Source organism: Streptomyces sp. YIM S03343, from assembly GCF_054729195.1.
In genome coordinates this window covers 470,713-487,240 of sequence record NZ_JBPUKX010000001.1, presented here as the reverse complement: position 1 = coordinate 487,240, position 16,528 = coordinate 470,713, and the positions used below count along the sequence as shown (strand labels likewise).

Genomic DNA, 16,528 nt, shown 5'->3' with positions numbered 1-16,528 from the left:
AGGACAGTGTTATCGACGAAGGAAGTAGTGAAAATCAAGGTTTCGTTCATGTTGCGGAGTTCACGGCCCCCGGGAGGTCATATGTCGCTGATGACCGGGAGCACGGTGGCCGGTGGCAGCGAGCCGCGCCGTGACCAGGGCTTCGACCGGGATCGGCAGCGTGCTCCGGACCGGGATCGGCAGCACGCTCCGGACCGGGATCGGCAGCGTGCTCCGGACCGTGGCCGGGGCCGGGACCGCGGCCGGAGCAGTGATCCGAGCGGTGACTGGAGCCGCGACGAGGGCCAGGGCGAGCTCCTGGGACCGCAGCAGACGCCCACCGACGATGTGCGCAGGTCGGCGCGGCTCGCGAAATTCCATGTCCCGGAGGTCGTCTTCGGGCCCGGTTCGCTGGCCGAACTCGGGCACTGCGCGCTACGGCTCGGCGGGCGCCGCCCCTTCCTGGTCACCGACCCCGGTCTGATCGAGGCGGGCTGGACGGACGAGGCCGTCGGCCATCTGCGCCGGGTCGGACTGCGCCCCGTGGTCTGGCACGAGCTGACGCCCAACCCCAAGGACCACGAGGTCGAGGCCGGTTTCCGGCGCTACGAGGCGAGCGGCTGCGACGTCATCGTCGGCGTGGGCGGCGGCTCCGTCATCGACGCGGCCAAGGGTGTCGCGATCCTGTCCAGCAACGGCGGACGGATCCTCGACTACGAGGGGGTGGACCGGGTCGGCCGGCCCACCCCGCCCACCGTGATGGTGCCGTCGACGGCGGGCACCGGGGCGGACGTGTCGCAGTTCGCCGTCATCACCGACACGACCGAACACATCAAGATCACCATCGTGAGCCGCACCCTTGTCCCGGAGATCTCGGTGATCGACCCGCGGCTGCTCACCACCATGCCGGGCTGGCTCAACGCGGCCACCGGCCTGGACGCCCTGACGCATGCCGTCGAGGCGTTCGTCTCCCGCGCCCACAACCCGCTCACCGACACCCACGCCCTGCACGCCGTCGGCCTCATCACCGGGAATCTGCTCCGCACCCAGGTCCAGCCCAGGGACTTCGGCGCCCGTCTCGCGATGGCGCAGGCATCCCTGGAGGCGGGCATGGCCTTCACCAACGCCATCCTCGGCGCCACCCACGCCATGAGCCACCAGGTCGGCGGCCTGCTCGACGCCCCGCACGGCGTGGTCAACGGGGTACTGCTGCCGCATGTCATCCGGTTCAACGCGGAGGCGTGGCCGGAACGGTTCGTCGCCCTCGGCGCGGCGGCCGGGCTGCGCACCGAGGGCGTGCCGCCGCAGGAGGTCGCCGCCCAGCTCGCGGAACTGGTGCGCGCCCTCGCCGACGACGTCGGGGTCCCCAAGGGGCTGGCCAGCCTCGGTGTCGCCGAGTCCGATGTGCCGGTGCTGGCCCGCACCACCCTCAAGGACGCCTGCATGGCCACCAACCCCAGGGACGTCGACGTACGGGACATCGAGACCCTGTTCCGCGAGGCACTGTGAGGCGGCCGACGTGAGCGTCCCCGAACCGGCCGTACAGTCCGCAGACCTGGCCGTGCAGCCCGCCGACCTCGGCGTGCTCACCGGCCTGCGGTCCGGCAAACGGTCGTACTACCCGGCCTACGTCCGCTCCACCGAGCGCCTCGAACGCACCGTGGAGGCCCTCGACGGCATCTCCCGCGCCCTGGTCCGCACCGCGGAGGGTCCGCGTGCCCTCGTCGAGGCCGTCGTCCGCACCGCCGCCGAGCACCTCCAGGCGCGCTGGCTGCTGCTCGCCGTCGCCGACGGCGCGCTGCGCGCCGCCCGTCCCCGCTTCCTGCTGTACGCCGACGACGTGCTGATCGACGACGATGCCGCCGTCCCCGCCGAGGTGCGCGACCATCTGCGCCTGCTGCGCACCCGCCCCTGGGAGGCACAGGCGCGGGACGACGCATCCGCCCCGGACCGCGGCCCCGGCTGGGTGCGCGCGCCGATGACCCTGGACGGCGAACCGGTCGGCGGCATCGCCGCCCGCCCCGGTGCCGGGGTCGAGGTCGCCGACACCGACCTGGCGATCCTGCGGGTGCTCGCCAACCAGGCCGCCGTCGCCCTGCACAACACGTTCCTCTTCCACGCCGCCGCCACCCTGCGCGGACGCACCGAGGAACTGTCCGAGGCCGCCGAGCGCCAGGCCCGCGACCTCGCCGCCCGCAACGCCGAACTCGCCGAGACCCAGGCCCGGTTGCTGGACGCCATGCAGCGCCAGGCCCTCGACGACGAACGCCGCCGTATCGCGCGCGAACTGCACGACAGCGTCACGCAGTACGTGCTCAGCGCGGGCATGACGGTCGAGGTCGCCCGCGCCGAACTCGCCGCGCCGGACGGCGCCGGGGTCTCCGCGGGGCGTGCCGCCGTCATCGCCGCGCGGCTCGCCGAAGCAAAGGACCTCAACCGGCAGGCCGTGGAACGGCTGCGTGCCGCGATCTACGCCCTGCACCGCACCTCCCGTGAAACCGCGGGCCCGCTCCCGGTGATGCTGGCGCAGCTGTCGACCGTCCACCTCACCACCGACCTCGACGTACGGGTGCGGGTGCAGGGCAGTCCGCAGCCGCTGCCGCCCGAGGCCGAGCAGTCCCTGTTGCGGCTGACCGGCGAGGCACTGTTCAACTCCGCCACGCACGGCAAGGCGGGCCGCGCGCTGGTCGGCCTGCGGTATGTGTCCGGATCTGCGGTGCCGGTGCCCCGATCCGACGCGCATGTGCCCGGATCTGACGCGCATGTGCCCGGGCCTGGTGTGCCTGTGCCCGGATCCGTCGTGCTGACGGTGTCCGATGACGGCACGGGTGAACCGGCGAAGCTGCGCCGCGCCCTCAGGCTGTCCCGGGCCACCGATCTGTCGGGACGGCACCGCGGGCTCGCCAACATGGTCGCCCGCGCCGAGGAACTGGGCGGCAGACTGGCCATCCGCCGGTCCCGTATGGGCGGAGTCCTGCTGAGGGTCGAGATCCCGCTGCCCGTGAGACAAGGACCAGGAGGCGGCACATGACGACGGAGGCGAAGACCGCGATGACCGAGGAGCAGCCGGCGCCGCCCGCGGCCCCGCAGCGGATCGTACTGGTCGACGACCACGCGATCATCCGGCACGGACTGCGCTCGATCCTGGAGCGGGAGAGCGATCTGGAGGTGGTGGGGGAGGCCAGCACCGCGGCCGAGGCCGCCGCGGTCGTCGAGCGGACCGGCCCGTCGATCGTGCTCCTCGATCTCAAACTGTCCACCGGGGACGACACCGAGGGCATGGAGTTGTGCGCCCGCCTGACCGCACGCCATCCCGGGCTCGCGGTCCTGGTGCTCACCACCTTCCTCGACGACTCGCTCGTCGTCGAGGCCATCCGGCACGGCGCGCGTGGCTATGTCGTCAAGGACGTCGACACCACCGAACTGCTGCGCGCCATCCGGGCCGTCGCCCGCAACGAGAGCGCCTTCGACTCCCACGCGGCCGCCGCCATGGTCCGCTCCATGCGGGTGCAGCCCGACCGGCCCCGCTTCACCGAACGGGAGCTCAAAGTCCTGAAGTTGCTCGCCCGCGGGCTCAGCAACCGGGACATCGGCACCCAGTTGTACATCTCGGAGACCACGGTGAAGTTCCACGTCCGCAACATCATGCGCAAGACGGACGCGAGCAGCCGGGCCGAAGTCGTCTACGAGGCGAGCAAGTTGGGTGTCATCTGACGAGGCATCAACAACGAAGCATCAACAACGAAGCGTCAAGCCCGAAGCGTCAAGCCAGGTCGAGCACCAACCAGCCCCCGTGATACGACTCCACTCGGAACCGCTCCCCGCTGCCGCGCCCCAGCCCGGCGAGCTTCCCGGGGTCGAAGCACCGCACATGACCGTACGCCGCGGTCGGCTCGTCCTCGTACGGCACCGCCACCACCACCCGCCGCCGCGCCAGCCGCAGCGCCTCCCGTACGACGGCCTCGCCGTGCCCGGGGTCGAGATGCTCCAGCACATGGATGACGGTGACGGTGTCCACCGCGCCGTCGGGCAGCGGCACCCGTGCCGCGTCGCACACCAGCGTCTCCAGCCGCTGTCCGCGCGCCCCGGCCACGGCGTCGAGTAGCCGCATGGTGCCCCGCGCCAGATCCGAGGCGATCACCTCGTGCCCCTCCTTCGCGGCGAGCAGCAGCGGCAGGAAGCCGAAGCAGGAACCCAGGTCCAGCACCGCACCGGGGGCGACCAGGTCGAGGGTGCGCCGGTAGACGGGTGCGAAACCGGCGATGGAGGAGTGGTCCGCCGGGTCCTCGGACTGCCAGGAGGCCCGGATGCCGGCGAGGGTGTTGGCGTAGAAGGTGGTCCAGGCGGGCAGCGCGCCGTCCACGCAGGTGCGGACCACGCCGGTGAAGACGCGCTCGAAGACATCGCTGCCGGACAGCCAGCCGGGTGCGAACAACTCCTCGGCGAGCAGTCCGGCCAGGTCGTTGTCCAGCCGCCCGGGGTCCAGTGCGTGGCTCAGTTCGATACGGCGGCCGTGGCGGCGCAGCGTGAAGTGCGGGGTGCGGGCCACGGGTTGGCGCGCGTCGCGGTCGGCGGAGGCCGTGGGGCCGTCCCGTACCACGCTGACCAGGTGGTCGGTGTACCGGCCCGGCGGGTGCGGGGCGAGAGGGTCGATGCGGTGTGCCGCCGCGGTGCTCACTGGCGGACCCTCCCTTCTGCGAGCCCTGAGAGACTGAGCAGGTCGGGCGAAGTCCGCTGCGGTCCGGCAGCGCCCTGAAGGGGCGCGGGGAACTGCGCGACCAGCCACGACGGTGCCGCAGACGACAGAAGACACATCGCGGCACTTCCAGCGGAGCGCTCCGTGGTCATCGGCCGGTCGCCTCCGCCGCCATCCGGTGGGCCGTGCGCTGCAGCCCGGCGAGGTCGGCGACCACCTGGACCCGGTCGCAGTGCTCCGCGTAGCGCGGCAGGTCGCAGGCGCCCAGGCCCCAGGAGTAGCGGGGTTCGGGGGTGAGCCAGACGGTCTGCCGGACCCGGCGGGTGATCTCCCCGAAGACCTCGGTACGCGGGGCGTTGCCGTTGCCGCGGCCGTCGCCGAGCACCAGCAGGGTGGTACGGCGGCCGAGCGCGGGGGCGTGTTCGGACAGCAGGAGCTCGAAGGTGCGGCCGTAGTCGGAGGTGGCGTCGGTGTCGAGCAGCCCGCCGGCCGGCAGCCCGTCGAAGACCAGGCCGAGGGCCTTCTCCAGCGGGTGCTCGGCGAACAGCTCGGTGATCTCGGTGGGTTCGTCGACGAAGGCGTAGGAGCGGACCTGCCCGAACAGGGACTGGAGTCCGTGCACCAGATGCAGGGTGAACCGGGCGGTGGCCCGCACCGAGAGGGAGACGTCCGCGAGGATCACCAGCCGGGGCCGGTCCTCGGCGCGGGTGACGGTGACCGGGCGGAAGGGCACGCCGTCGTAGCGCATGTTGCGGCGCATGGTGCGGGCCGGGTGGACCCGGCCGCGCGGGGACTCCCGCTTGCGGCTGGTGAGCGCGCCGCGCAGGGTCCGGCCGACACGCCGCAGCGCCTCCTCCAACTGGTCGCGTTCGTGCTCGTCCACGGCCTCGACACGGGCGCCTTCGTCCAGGACGCCCGACTCGACGGCCACGGAGCCCAGTTGGGCGAGCCGGTCCAGATGGCGTCGCAGCAGTTCGGGCAGGTCCTCGACGATGCCCGCCAGGTCCTGGCGGGTCAGGCCGGGGCCGTCGTCGTCGGCATCGGTGTCCGCCAGCCAGCCGAACAGGGTGTCCTGCTGGGCGACGGTGAGGGCGGTGTCGAGTGGGTGCCCGGTCGAGGGGGCGAGTCGGCCGGGGACTCCCGCGCGGTGCAGCCGCTCCGTCTCCAACTGGACGGACGGGCCGACGTCCTGGCCGCCCGCGCCGCCGTCCTTCGACAGCACGATCTCATCGGTCAGCGCGGCCAGGTCGATCTTGTTGGCCTCCTGGTGCAGGTTGTACTGCTGCGCCAGGTCCTGCTGGTCGAAGTAGTCCCGGATGTCGGCCGGTTTCCCGTGACTGTGCCCCTGCTGGGGTGTCTCGGAGGGCTCGTCGGAGACGGTGAACGACTCCAGCTCACCGGTGTCGGCCAGGTCGTCGTGCTCATGGCTGTGCCCGTGGCCGTCGTCCGTCCCGCCGACCGGGCGCAGTGAGAAGAACGCGGTGAACAGGTCGTCGTACACGGCGTCGTCCCTGCGGTCCTTGACCAGCGTCATCCGCAGCGCCTCACGCAGCGTCTCCCGCTCGCCCAGCACGCCCGGCTGGGCGCCGGCGCGCATGGCGTCCACGGCCTCCGACACGGACACCCGCAGCCCGAACAGCCTTAGGACACGAACGAATCGGTGCACACCCGCTTCCACGCCCGCCCCCCCGGCTCAGTCGGTACGGCGCCGGGAGACGGCGGCGAAGGCGCGGGCACCCTGACCGCCGCCCGCGGTGGTCCGCCGGTCCGGGCCGGGGCCGGGAGCGCCGTAGTAGCCGTCGTCGTGCCGGCCCTGCCGGTCCATCGCGGCCCGTACGGCCCGGCCGTCCGCCTCACCGGGTTCCGCCGTCCCCTCCGGGGCGGCGGGCGGCGCACCGTGGTGGTGATGCTGGTCGTCGTGCCCGTGGCTGTGCCCGTGTCCATAGCCGTCTCCGTGCCCATGGCCGTGCCCATGGCCGTGTCCGTGGCCGTGGTGGTGTCCGTGGCCCGGTTCCGGCAGGACGCGGTTCGGGTCGACGAGGCGCGGCAGATGGTCGAGGGCGCGGTGCAGATCGCGCTCGTACTTGAGCACCACGTTCGCCGTGTCGGCGAGCACCGCCGGGTCCAGCTCGTCGACGCCCAGCACGGCCAGGGTGCGGGCCCAGTCGACGGTCTCGGAGATGCTGGGGTTCTTGCGCAACTGGAGCTCGCGCAACCCCCTTACCACCTCGACCAGTTGGCGTGCGGCGGCGTCCGGGAGACCGGTGTCCTTCGACCGCACGATCTCCAGCTCCCGCTCCGCGTCCGGGTAGTCGAGGAAGAGATGCAGACAGCGGCGCTTCAACGCGGCCGACAGATCACGGGTGTTGTTGGAGGTGAGCACCACGTACGGAGGCACCTTCGCGGTGTATGTGCCGATCTCCGGCACCGACACCTGGTATTCGGCCAGGCACTCCAGCAGGACGGCCTCCAGCGCCTCGTCGGCCCGGTCCACCTCGTCGATCAGCAGTACTGCCAGCTGCTCGCCGCGGACCGCCTCAAGGAGCGGGCGCGGGGCGAGGAAACGGTCGGAGAAGAACACACTGTCCTGCTCCTCGATGCGCCGGATCGCCGACGGCAGATCGGGGGTGTCCGCGATGAGGTCGCCGATCTTGTCGCGCAGCATCTGGGTGTAGAGCAGCTGCTTGCCGTAGTCCCATTCGTACAGCGCGCGGCTCTCGTCCTGGCCCTCGTAGCACTGCAGCCGCAGCAGCCGGCGGCCGGTGACCGCGGCGAGGGTCTTGGCGAGTTCGGTCTTGCCGACGCCCGCCGGGCCCTCCAGGAGCACCGGCTTGTCCAGCCGGGTCAGCAGGAACACGGTGGTGGCGAGGCGCCGGTCGGTGATGTAGCCGTGCTCGGCGAAGCGTTCGGACAGGTCGTCGATCGAGGCGAACGCCTGCGGCGGGTCGGCCTGCGCGTCGCTGTGCAAGTCGGCCTGCGCGCCGGGGATCTGGGGCTGTGGTGCGGTGGACACGGTTCCTCCGTCCGGGAGACGGGGGCGGGGGAGGACGTGAGGGCGTCCGTCCCCCGCCCCCGGGCGGGTCGGGCTCGGCAGGTGGGCCTGGCAGGTGGGCCTGGCGGGTGGGCCTGGCGGGTGGCCCTGGGCTCAGCCGAGCAGGTCGTCGAGGTCGCCGGTCATGCAGTGTTCGACGACGGGCCGGACGGTGTCGAAGGTGCACTCCTTGGCGTTGCCCGGGGTGCAGGCGTCGCCGAGGACGTGGTTGGTGATGCGGTCGACGTCGGTGGCGTCGCCCTTGATGACATCGGCCCGCTCGTAGTACTTCGTCGGGCCCTGTCCGAGGCGGTTCTTGGAGTACGTGTCCTGGTGGACATCGGTGAACTTCTCCGGGATGCCGACGTCACGCAGCAGCCTGATGCCCGCGGCGAGCGCGGCCTCGGCCGCCTTCACCTTGGTCATGCCGTGCGTGTCGACACCCATCGCCTCCGCGATGTCCGCGAACCGCTCGTACTGCGCGGGCATGTTGAACGCCCACACCCTCGGCAGCGCGATCGCGTTGTTGAGGCCGTGGTGGGTGTCGTAGAAGGCGCTGACCGCGTGCGAGATGGAGTGCACGATGCCCAGGCCACCGGAGTTGAACGCCTGCGCCGCGATGTACTGCGCGTACATCATGCCCTCGCGCCCGGCCAGGTCCTGCCCGTTCCACACCGCCTGCCTCAGATGACGGGCCGTCAGTCGGATGGCGTGCAGCGCATTGCCCAGCGACGGCTGGAAGTTGAGGCGGGAGACATACGGCTCCGAGGCGTGCGCGAGGACGTCGAAGCCGCACTGCGCGGTGTAGTCGAGCGGGCAGTCGTAGTAGAGGGTCGGGTCGTCGACGGCGAGGGAGGCGACCGAGGCGTCGTCGAAGGCGACGTACTTGTGCGGGTTGTCCGGGTCGGTGGTCGTGTCGGTGATGACATACGCCCAGGACGTCTCCGAACCGGTGCCGGCCGTGGTGGAGACGGCGATGTGCGGCGGGTTCTTCGGGTTCTCCGACTTGTTGAAGCCCTCGAAGTCATTGACGTTGCGCCCGTCGTGCGCCACCGAGATACGGGCGCCCTTGCACGCGTCGTGCGAGGAGCCGCCGCCGATGGAGACGAACGAGTCGCACTTGTTCTCCTGGTACAGCGCCACGGCGTCCATGACGTTGTAGTCCTTGGGATTCGACTCGACCTTGTCGTACAGCACGACCTCCAGGCCGTGGTACTTCAGCGACTCGACGATCTTGTGCACGGTGTCGCTGCTGCGCAGCCCCGTCGTCATCACCAGCACCCGCCGGAACCCGAGCTTCTTGGCCTCCGGGCCGATCAGCTCATGGGCGCCCGGGCCCATCAGGGCACGCGGGAAGGGGTGGAATTCCTTGATGGGGAACGGCTTGAGAAGCTCTTCGACCTTCATGTTCGCGACTGTCCTCTCCGCGCGGCGATGCCGCGCGTGCTGCGTCGACTGCTCTGTCGCCGGTGGCGCAGACGGTCCGGAGTTCGTGGCGTGACTCACCTTCCGGGAAGCCGCCCTGCGCCGACACCGGCCACCCGGACGGCAGCCCGGCGCGGACGGACGGGATCCGCACCTGTCCGAACGGTCAGGGTCCCGGCCCCGCTTTCGGACACCTGTCCGACCGGACAGGGCGAGGGCGGCCGGAAGCAGGGCGGCACACGGCGGTCGCGTCCGTAGCGTCGATGACGGCGGGTCCCGCACGACCACCGTCGGACCACGCAGAGGACCGCCGCTCAACTCCCCGCCTGCCCAGGAGGATTGCCATGCCCGAGGACCGTCCCACCGCCGAGTCCGAGACCGCCGTCGTGCCCGCCGACCTCGACGACATGAGCGAGGAGATCCTTGTCGAAGAGGTGTCGATCGACGGCATGTGCGGCGTCTACTAGGCCGGCCGCCATGACCTCCCCGGCGTTCGACACGACCCTCCCGTACCGTCTCAGCCCCTCCGTCGCGCTGCGCCCCGAGCCGTTCGGGGCGCTCGCCTACCACTTCGGCAACCGCCGGCTGTCGTTCCTCAAAGCACCGGAACTCGTCGAACTGGTCCGGGGCCTGGCCGGTCACCCGAGCGCCGGGGACGCCCTGGCGGACGTGCCGGAGAGCCGGCGGGACGCCTTCCGGCGCGCGCTGGCCTCACTGGCCGCCGCCGACATGATCGTCCAGCGGCACGGCGGAGCCGGCGACGGCAGCGCCGCTGCACCCAGCGGAACCGGAACACGGTGACGACCTCATGACCACCATCCTCCCCGCACCCCTGCCCCCGGCACCCGGCCATGTTCCGTCCCTCGTCGAGCAGTTCAAGGGCGGTCTGCACGCCCCCATCTGTCTCACCTGGGAGTGGACCTACGCCTGCAACCTCTCCTGCGCCCACTGCCTGTCCTCCTCCGGACGCCGCGACCCCCGCGAACTGTCCACCGACGAGATCAAGTCGGTGATCGGCCAGCTGCGGCGCCTGCAGGTCTTCTACATCAACGTCGGCGGCGGGGAGCCCACCGTCCGCCCCGACTTCTGGGAACTCCTCGACCATTCGGTCGATCACCAGGTCGGCGTCAAGTTCTCCACCAACGGCCTGCGGCTGACCCCCGACCGCGCCCGCCGCCTCGCCGCCACCGACTACGTCGATGTGCAGATCTCCCTCGACGGCGCCACCCGAGAGGTCAACGACGCGGTGCGCGGCCGGGGTTCGTACGACACCGCGGTACAGGCGATGGAGAACCTCGCCACCGCCGGATTCCGCGACTTCAAGATCAGCGTCGTGATGACCCGTCAGAACATCCCGCAGCTCGACGACTTCGCCGCCCTGGCCGACCGCTACGGCGCCCAGCTGCGCATCACCAGACTGCGTCCCTCGGGCCGCGGCGCCGATGTGTGGGACGAACTGCACCCCACGGCCGACCAGCAACGCGAGCTCTACGACTGGCTCTGCGGGCACGGCGAGCGGGTGCTCACCGGGGACTCCTTCTTCCATCTCAACGCCCTCGGTTCCGCGCCGATCCCGGGCCTGAACCTGTGCGGCGCCGGGCGCGTGGTCTGCCTCATCGACCCCGTCGGCGACGTGTACGCCTGCCCGTTCGCCATCCACGACGCCTTCCGGGCGGGCAATGTCCGTGCGCCGGGCGGCTTCGAGCGGGTGTGGCGGGACTCGGCGCTCTTCGTCGATCTGCGGCGGCCCTCCTCGGGCGGGGCCTGCTCGGTCTGCCCCGCCTACGACAACTGCCAGGGCGGCTGCATGGCCGCGAAGTTCTTCACCGGCCTGCCGCTCGACGGCCCCGACCCCGAATGCGTCAGGGGTCACGGCGCCGCCGCCCTCACCGCCGTGGAACCGGACGCCCTCCCGCAACAGGGCAACGACCACTCGCACCGCACCGTGCCCCTGGGCATGCCCGCCGTCCGCACCCGCCGCCCGGACCGCCGGTGCGACGAGAGCCCGCTGAGCGGCGGCCGGTGAATTCGCAACTCGCAGACCACACACCAGAGATGAACGAGAGAGGACGCACATGAGCGGGTGGATCGAGACGGTCGCCGAGGCCCAGCGGCGAGCACGCAGGCGGCTGCCGAAGTCCGTCTACAGCGCGCTCCTCGCCGGCTCCGAGCAGGGCGTCTCCTACGAGGACAACACGACGGCGTTCGGTGAGCTCGGCTTCGCCCCGCACGTCGCCGGGCTGTCCGCCAAGCGCGACCAGGCGACCACCGTCCTGGGCGAGCAGCTCGCGATGCCCGTGATCATCTCTCCGACCGGGGTGCAGGCCGTGCACCCGGACGGCGAGGTGGCCGTGGCCCGCGCCGCCGCCGCCCGCGGTACGGCCATGGGCCTCAGCTCCTTCGCCAGCAAACCGTTGACCGACGTGGTTGCCGCGAACCCGCGGACCTTCTTCCAGATGTACTGGATGGGCTCCAAGGATGCGATGGCCCGCCGCATCGAGTACGCCCGTGAGTCCGGCGCCAAGGCGCTGATCGCCACCCTCGACTGGTCGTTCTCCTACGGCCGCGACTGGGGCAGCCCCCAGATCCCCGAGCGCCTCGACCTCAAGGAGATGACGCGCCTGGCCCCCGAGGCCCTGTCGCGCCCCCGCTGGCTGTGGGACTTCGTCAAGACCGGCAGCCTCCCCGATCTGCGCACCCCCAACCTCGCCGAGTCCGGACAGCAGGCCCCGACCTTCTTCGGCGCCTACGGCGAATGGATGCAGACCCCGCCGCCCTCCTGGGACGACGTGCGCTGGCTGCGCGAGCAGTGGGACGGGCCGTTCGTGCTCAAGGGCGTGTGCCGGGTCGACGACGCGCTGCGCGCCGTGGACGCCGGGGTGACCGCGATCTCCGTGTCCAACCACGGCGGCAACAACCTCGACGCCACCCCGGCCCCGATCCGCGCCCTGCCCGCCGTCGCGGACGCCGTCGGCCATCAGGTGGAGTTGCTCCTCGACGGCGGGGTGCGGCGCGGCAGCGATGTGGTCAAGGCGCTGGCGCTCGGCGCGAAGGCCGTGATGATCGGCCGTGCCTATCTGTGGGGCCTCGCCGCGGGCGGGCAGGGCGGGGTGGAGAACGTCCTCGACATCCTCTCCCGCGGCATCGACTCGGCGCTGCTCGGCCTCGGCCGTGCCTCCGTCCAGGAGCTGAACCGCGACGACCTGGTGATCCCGCCCGGCTTCACCCGGACCCTCGGAGCGGTCTGAGATGCCTGCCGCGCCCGCCTCCGAGGCTGCCGCGCCCGCCTCCGAGGCTGCCGCACCCGCCTCCGAGGCTGCCGCACCCGCCTCCGAGGCTGCTGCGCCCGCCTCCGAGGCTGCTGCGCCCGCCTCCGAGGCTGCTGCGCCCGCTTCTGCGGCTGCCGCGCCCGCTTCTGCGGACCCCGTGCCCGCCTCCGCGGACGCCGTTCCCGACCCCGTGGCTGCGCTGCCCGCCTCCATGACTGCCGCGCCCGCCTCCGAGGCTGCTGCGCCCGCTTCTGCGGACCCCGTGCCCGCCTCCGCGGACGCCGTTCCCGACCCCGTGGCTGCGCTGCCCGCCTCCATGACTGCCGCCCCCGCCCTCGCGGACCTCCCCTGGCCCGAGCTGACCGGCCGCCGCCCCCTGGTGCTGCTGCCGCTCGGTTCCTGCGAGCAGCACGGCCCGCACCTCCCGCTGGACACCGACACCGCCGTGGCCACTGCCGTCGCCGAACGCGCGGCGGCCCGGCTGGGGGAGGCCGGCGGTGTGCTCGTCGCGCCGGCCCAGCCCTACGGTGCCAGCGGTGAGCACGAGGGCTTCCCCGGCACCGTGTCCATCGGCCACGAGGCGCTGCGCCTGCTGCTCGTCGAGACCGGCCGCTCGCTGCTGCGCTGGGCATCCCGGCTGCTCGTCGTCAACGGCCACGGCGGCAACCTCGACGGTCTCACCGACGCCGTCACCACACTGCGCCGCGAGGGCCGGGACGTCGCGTGGTGGCCCTGCGTCCCGCCGGGCTCGGACGCCCACGCCGGGCGCACCGAGACGTCCATGATGCTGACGCTGCGGCCCGCCGCCGTGCGCACTGAGCGGGCGGTGGCCGGACCGACCGAACCGGTCCACCTCCTGATGGACCGGCTGATCGCCGAGTCCGTCGGCGGGGTCAGCCCCTCCGGCGTCCTCGGCGACCCCGCAGGGGCCCACGCCGAGGAGGGCGGACGGCTCCTCGACGCGATGGCCGACCGCCTCACCGCCGACCTCGGCGCCTGGCGAATCACCGGCAACGGCCGCCTCGGCGCCCCCGCAACCGCCACAGCCCAGGCCCCCGTTCCCGCCGGAGCGCGACGATGACCCCCCGCGTCGCCGTCGTCACCGGAGCCGCCCGCGGCATCGGTGCCGCCACCGTACGGCGGCTGGCGGCCGACGGCTGGGCCGTCGTCGCGGTGGACCGCTGCCAGGACGACCCCTACGTGCCCTACCCCCTCGCCGACGCCGCCCAACTCGACGCCCTCGCACGGGAGTTCCCGCTGGTCCACACCGTCCGCGCCGACGTCCGCGACGCCGCCGCCCTGCAAGCCGCCGTCGACCTCGCCGAGCGCGAGCACGGCGGGCTCGACGCCGCCGTCGCCGCCGCGGCCGTCATCCTCGGCGGTGGCCCCGTGTGGGAGCAGACCGACGCCCAGTGGCGCACCCTGCTCGACATCGACGTCCTCGGGGTGGCCCACCTCGCCCGCGCCGCCGTACCCGCCCTGCTGCGCAGACCCCAGCCCCGCACCGGCCGCTTCGTCGCCCTGGCCTCCGCCGCCGCCCACCGGGGCCTGTGGGGCCTGGGTGCCTACTGCGCCGCCAAGCACGCCGTCGCCGGACTGGTCCGCGCCCTCGCCTGCGATCTGCGCGACACCGGAGTGGGCGCGGTCGCGGTGTCCCCGGGCTCCACCCGCACCGACATGCTCCGCGCCACCGCCGACCTCTACGGCTTGCCAGACATCGACAAGCTCGCCGAACAGCAGCTCACCGGGCGCCCGTTGGACCCTGACGAGGTCGCCGCGGCGGTCGCCTGGGCGTGCTCGCCCGACGCCGCCGCACTCACCGGATCCGTACTGCACGCGGACGGAGGCTTCACCGTATGACGGCACTCGTCCCCCGTACCGGCGCAACCCCGCAGGGCACCCGGCTGACCGCCCCGCCGGACATCGCCCTGCCCGCCGGATTCACCGTCGAACTCGCCCCCCGCGTCCACCGTTCCAACGACGGCCGCCTGGCCCTCGGCGGTTCGCCCCCGAGGCTGGTACGGCTGTCCGCGCGCGCCGCCCGGCTCCTCGACGCCGGGCGCTTCACCGTCACCGACCCGCCGAGCGGACGTCTCGCGCGGCGGCTGCTGGACGCGGGGATCGTGCATCCGCGCCCGGCGCCCGTCCCGGTCCGCGACACCACCGTCGTGGTCCCGATCCACGACCGCGCCGACCAGCTCGACCGGCTGCTCACCGCCCTGCGTACCGCACCGGACACTGCGCCTCTGCCGGTCCTCGTCGTGGACGACGGCTCCTCCGACCCCGCCGCCCTGGCCCGCGTCGCCCGCGCCCACGGCGCCGAACTCCTCACCCACCCCCGCAACCTCGGCCCCGCCGCCGCCCGCAACACCGGCCTGCGCCGCGCCCGTACGCCGTATGTGGCGTTCTGCGACTCCGACGTGGTCCCCGAACCCGGCTGGCTCGGCCCCCTGCTGGCCCAGTTCACCGACCCCGCCGTCGCACTCACCGCACCCCGCGTGGTGGCCCTGCCGGTGCCCGGCCCCGGACTCCTCGACCGCTACGAGGCGCTGCGCTCCCCGCTCGACATGGGCGCCGCCGAAGGACCCGTCGTACCGGTGTCCGCGCTGTCGTACGTCCCCAGCGCCACCGTCGTCGTCCGCCGCAGTGCCGTAGGACCGGGCTTCGACGAGGCCATGCGGGTCGGTGAGGACGTCGATCTGTGCCTGCGGCTGCACGAGGCCGGCTGGCGGGTGCGCTACGTCCCCTCCGCCCGCGTCGGCCACCGTCACCGCACCCGCCCGCGCGGCTGGCTCGCCCAGCGCTACGGCTACGGCACCGGCGCCGCCGATCTCGCCCTGCGTCACCCCGGACAGGTGCCCCCGCTCTACGCGGCGCCCTGGTCGCTGGCCGCCTGCGCCCTGCTGCTCACCGGCAGGCGGCTCCCGGTGGCGGCGGCGCTCGCCCTGACCGGTACGACCGCGGTGCGCGTGGCCCGCCGGATGCCCGACGCCGACCATCCCGCCCGCGCCGGGGCCCTGTTGTCGCTGGCCGCGCTGCGGGGGACGGCGGAGCAGCTGCTGCACTGCGCCACCCGCCACCACTGGCCGGTGGCGGCCGCCGCGGCGGTGGCCAGTCGCCGCGCCCGCCGGCTGCTGCTCGCCGCGGCCGTCGCCGAGGGCCTGGCCGACCACCGGCGCTCCGGCAGCCCCCTGCCGCCCCTCGCCCACACCGCGGTCCGTCGCCTCGACGATCTGGCCTACGGCTCCGGCGTGTGGGCGGGCGCCCTGCGGCGCCGTACGACGGCACCGCTGCGGCCCCGACTGGCCCTGCGGACGGTGGGCCGTTGGACGGCGGGGGAGAGGCCGTAGGGCCCTGATTTTTCAGGGAAACCGCAGGGAAATCACGGGCCCGGCAGAAAAGATTGCCGTCGGGTTCCCGCAGGCGAGCGGAACATGACAGCCCGGTTCTAACCTAGGGGTCCGGGCTCAACAATGCGCCCGCGCGGGCGGGCGCGACGACCGGAAGGCACGGACGGCAGATGCGACTCGTCCTTATCGGCCCACCCGGGGTGGGCAAAGGCACCCAGGCAGTGATTCTCGGCAAGAGGCTGGGGATCCCCCACATTTCCACGGGGGATCTTTTCCGCGACAATGTGACCCGCCGGACTTCGCTCGGCAGGGAAGCGGGACACTACCTGGACACCGGTGAGCTCGTCCCCGACCACATCACCGTGGGCATGGTCCACGAGCGGCTGGCCCAGCCGGACGCCCGGCGCGGCTTCATGCTCGACGGCTTCCCCCGCACCGTGCCTCAGGCCCTCGACCTCACCGACGTACTGGACCGCATCGGGGCCCACCTGGACGCCGTGGTGGAGTTCACCGCGCCCGAGGACATCCTGGTGACCCGGCTGCTCAAGCGCGGACGTCCGGACGACACCGAGGGCGTCATCCGCCACCGCCAGCAGGTCTACGGCATGGAGACGGCCCCGCTGCTCGACCACTACGCCGGCATCCTGCTGACCGTCGAGGCCACCGGACCGGTGGACGACATCGCCTCACGCGCTCTGAAGGAGCTCGAACGGATCGCGTGACACCGTAGCGGTGAGAGGCCGGGGCGTACGGGAGTCCGGGTACGCCCCGGTTTCTG

Annotated in this window: 15 protein-coding genes; 11 read left to right on the top strand and 4 right to left on the bottom strand. The window is 72.7% G+C overall.

Annotated elements, in window-relative coordinates; genetic code table 11:
• Positions 1-90: 90 nt before the first annotated feature.
• From ACSYGN_RS02210 to ACSYGN_RS02200, 3 genes are read left to right on the top strand one after another with little or no spacing between them, the layout of a single operon-like run.
• Positions 91-1,488 (top strand): iron-containing alcohol dehydrogenase, encoded by a 1,398-nt coding sequence (locus ACSYGN_RS02210; RefSeq protein WP_460391227.1) that lies wholly within the window; start codon positions 91-93, stop codon positions 1,486-1,488.
• A 10-nt stretch (positions 1,489-1,498) separates the two neighbouring features.
• Positions 1,499-3,010: a sensor histidine kinase gene (locus ACSYGN_RS02205; RefSeq protein ID WP_460391225.1), complete on the top strand. Its 1,512-nt coding sequence runs from the start codon at positions 1,499-1,501 to the stop codon at positions 3,008-3,010.
• The gene (locus ACSYGN_RS02200; RefSeq protein ID WP_460391223.1) at positions 3,007-3,693 is read left to right on the top strand and encodes a MadR family response regulator transcription factor; all 687 of its coding nucleotides are present in this window, start codon (positions 3,007-3,009) and stop codon (positions 3,691-3,693) included. Before ACSYGN_RS02205 ends, ACSYGN_RS02200 begins: the two co-directional genes overlap by 4 nt.
• Positions 3,694-3,742: 49 nt before the next feature.
• Here ACSYGN_RS02200 and mftM read toward each other — a convergent pair whose 3' ends face one another.
• The 4 genes from mftM to mdo all read right to left on the bottom strand — a co-directional run bounded on the left by mftM (position 3,743) and on the right by mdo (position 9,113).
• Complete coding sequence (gene mftM, locus ACSYGN_RS02195; RefSeq protein ID WP_460391221.1) at positions 3,743-4,657, bottom strand: mycofactocin oligosaccharide methyltransferase MftM; 915 nt, start codon at positions 4,655-4,657, stop codon at positions 3,743-3,745.
• Positions 4,658-4,823: 166 nt separating this feature from the next.
• Positions 4,824-6,341 (bottom strand): VWA domain-containing protein, encoded by a 1,518-nt coding sequence (locus ACSYGN_RS02190; RefSeq protein WP_460391219.1) that lies wholly within the window; start codon positions 6,339-6,341, stop codon positions 4,824-4,826.
• Between the two features lie 27 nt (positions 6,342-6,368).
• Positions 6,369-7,688, bottom strand: coding sequence for an AAA family ATPase (locus ACSYGN_RS02185; protein ID WP_460391217.1), 1,320 nt, complete (start codon positions 7,686-7,688; stop codon positions 6,369-6,371).
• A 132-nt stretch (positions 7,689-7,820) separates the two neighbouring features.
• Positions 7,821-9,113: an NDMA-dependent methanol dehydrogenase gene (gene mdo, locus ACSYGN_RS02180; RefSeq protein WP_460391215.1), complete on the bottom strand. Its 1,293-nt coding sequence runs from the start codon at positions 9,111-9,113 to the stop codon at positions 7,821-7,823.
• 362 nt (positions 9,114-9,475) lie between these two features.
• Here mdo and mftA point away from each other — a divergent pair, with 362 nt between their 5' ends.
• The 8 genes from mftA (at position 9,476) to ACSYGN_RS02140 (ending at position 16,472) form a co-directional block, all read left to right on the top strand.
• Positions 9,476-9,598 carry a mycofactocin precursor MftA gene (gene mftA / locus ACSYGN_RS02175; protein ID WP_460391213.1) on the top strand — a complete coding sequence of 41 codons (123 nt, stop codon included), beginning with the start codon at positions 9,476-9,478 and terminating at the stop codon, positions 9,596-9,598.
• Positions 9,599-9,608: 10 nt separating this feature from the next.
• On the top strand, positions 9,609-9,932 hold the full coding sequence (gene mftB, locus ACSYGN_RS02170; protein ID WP_460391211.1) for a mycofactocin biosynthesis chaperone MftB: 324 nt from the start codon (positions 9,609-9,611) through the stop codon (positions 9,930-9,932).
• Positions 9,933-9,939: 7 nt separating this feature from the next.
• On the top strand, positions 9,940-11,157 hold the full coding sequence (gene mftC / locus ACSYGN_RS02165; protein WP_460391209.1) for a mycofactocin radical SAM maturase: 1,218 nt from the start codon (positions 9,940-9,942) through the stop codon (positions 11,155-11,157).
• Between the two features lie 49 nt (positions 11,158-11,206).
• Positions 11,207-12,379 (top strand): pre-mycofactocin synthase MftD, encoded by a 1,173-nt coding sequence (mftD, locus tag ACSYGN_RS02160; RefSeq protein WP_460391207.1) that lies wholly within the window; start codon positions 11,207-11,209, stop codon positions 12,377-12,379.
• A 1-nt stretch (position 12,380) separates the two neighbouring features.
• Positions 12,381-13,481, top strand: a complete 1,101-nt coding sequence (gene mftE, locus ACSYGN_RS02155) for a mycofactocin biosynthesis peptidyl-dipeptidase MftE (protein WP_460391205.1) — start codon at positions 12,381-12,383, stop codon at positions 13,479-13,481.
• The gene (locus ACSYGN_RS02150; protein WP_460391203.1) at positions 13,478-14,260 is read left to right on the top strand and encodes a mycofactocin-coupled SDR family oxidoreductase; all 783 of its coding nucleotides are present in this window, start codon (positions 13,478-13,480) and stop codon (positions 14,258-14,260) included. The genes mftE and ACSYGN_RS02150 overlap by 4 nt, the downstream gene beginning before the upstream one ends.
• Entirely contained in the window at positions 14,257-15,750 is a 1,494-nt protein-coding gene (gene mftF / locus ACSYGN_RS02145) for a mycofactocin biosynthesis glycosyltransferase MftF (RefSeq protein ID WP_460391201.1), read from the top strand. Before ACSYGN_RS02150 ends, mftF begins: the two co-directional genes overlap by 4 nt.
• Positions 15,751-15,920: 170 nt before the next feature.
• Complete coding sequence (locus tag ACSYGN_RS02140) at positions 15,921-16,472, top strand: adenylate kinase (RefSeq protein ID WP_460391199.1); 552 nt, start codon at positions 15,921-15,923, stop codon at positions 16,470-16,472.
• The last annotated feature ends 56 nt before the right edge of the window (positions 16,473-16,528 follow it).

Excerpts from the sequence above, each read along its gene's own strand:
- mftF (WP_460391201.1), top strand. The coding sequence starts at position 14,257 with ATGACGGCACTCGTCCCCCGTACCGGCGCAACCCCGCAGGGCACCCGG.
- mftA (WP_460391213.1), top strand. The coding sequence starts at position 9,476 with ATGCCCGAGGACCGTCCCACCGCCGAGTCCGAGACCGCCGTCGTGCCC.
- ACSYGN_RS02140 (WP_460391199.1), top strand. The coding sequence starts at position 15,921 with ATGCGACTCGTCCTTATCGGCCCACCCGGGGTGGGCAAAGGCACCCAG.
- mftD (WP_460391207.1), top strand. The coding sequence starts at position 11,207 with ATGAGCGGGTGGATCGAGACGGTCGCCGAGGCCCAGCGGCGAGCACGC.
- ACSYGN_RS02210 (WP_460391227.1), top strand. The coding sequence starts at position 91 with ATGACCGGGAGCACGGTGGCCGGTGGCAGCGAGCCGCGCCGTGACCAG.
- mftB (WP_460391211.1), top strand. The coding sequence starts at position 9,609 with ATGACCTCCCCGGCGTTCGACACGACCCTCCCGTACCGTCTCAGCCCC.
- mdo (WP_460391215.1), bottom strand. The coding sequence starts at position 9,113 with ATGAAGGTCGAAGAGCTTCTCAAGCCGTTCCCCATCAAGGAATTCCAC.
- ACSYGN_RS02200 (WP_460391223.1), top strand. The coding sequence starts at position 3,007 with ATGACGACGGAGGCGAAGACCGCGATGACCGAGGAGCAGCCGGCGCCG.
- mftE (WP_460391205.1), top strand. The coding sequence starts at position 12,381 with ATGCCTGCCGCGCCCGCCTCCGAGGCTGCCGCGCCCGCCTCCGAGGCT.
- ACSYGN_RS02150 (WP_460391203.1), top strand. The coding sequence starts at position 13,478 with ATGACCCCCCGCGTCGCCGTCGTCACCGGAGCCGCCCGCGGCATCGGT.
- mftC (WP_460391209.1), top strand. The coding sequence starts at position 9,940 with ATGACCACCATCCTCCCCGCACCCCTGCCCCCGGCACCCGGCCATGTT.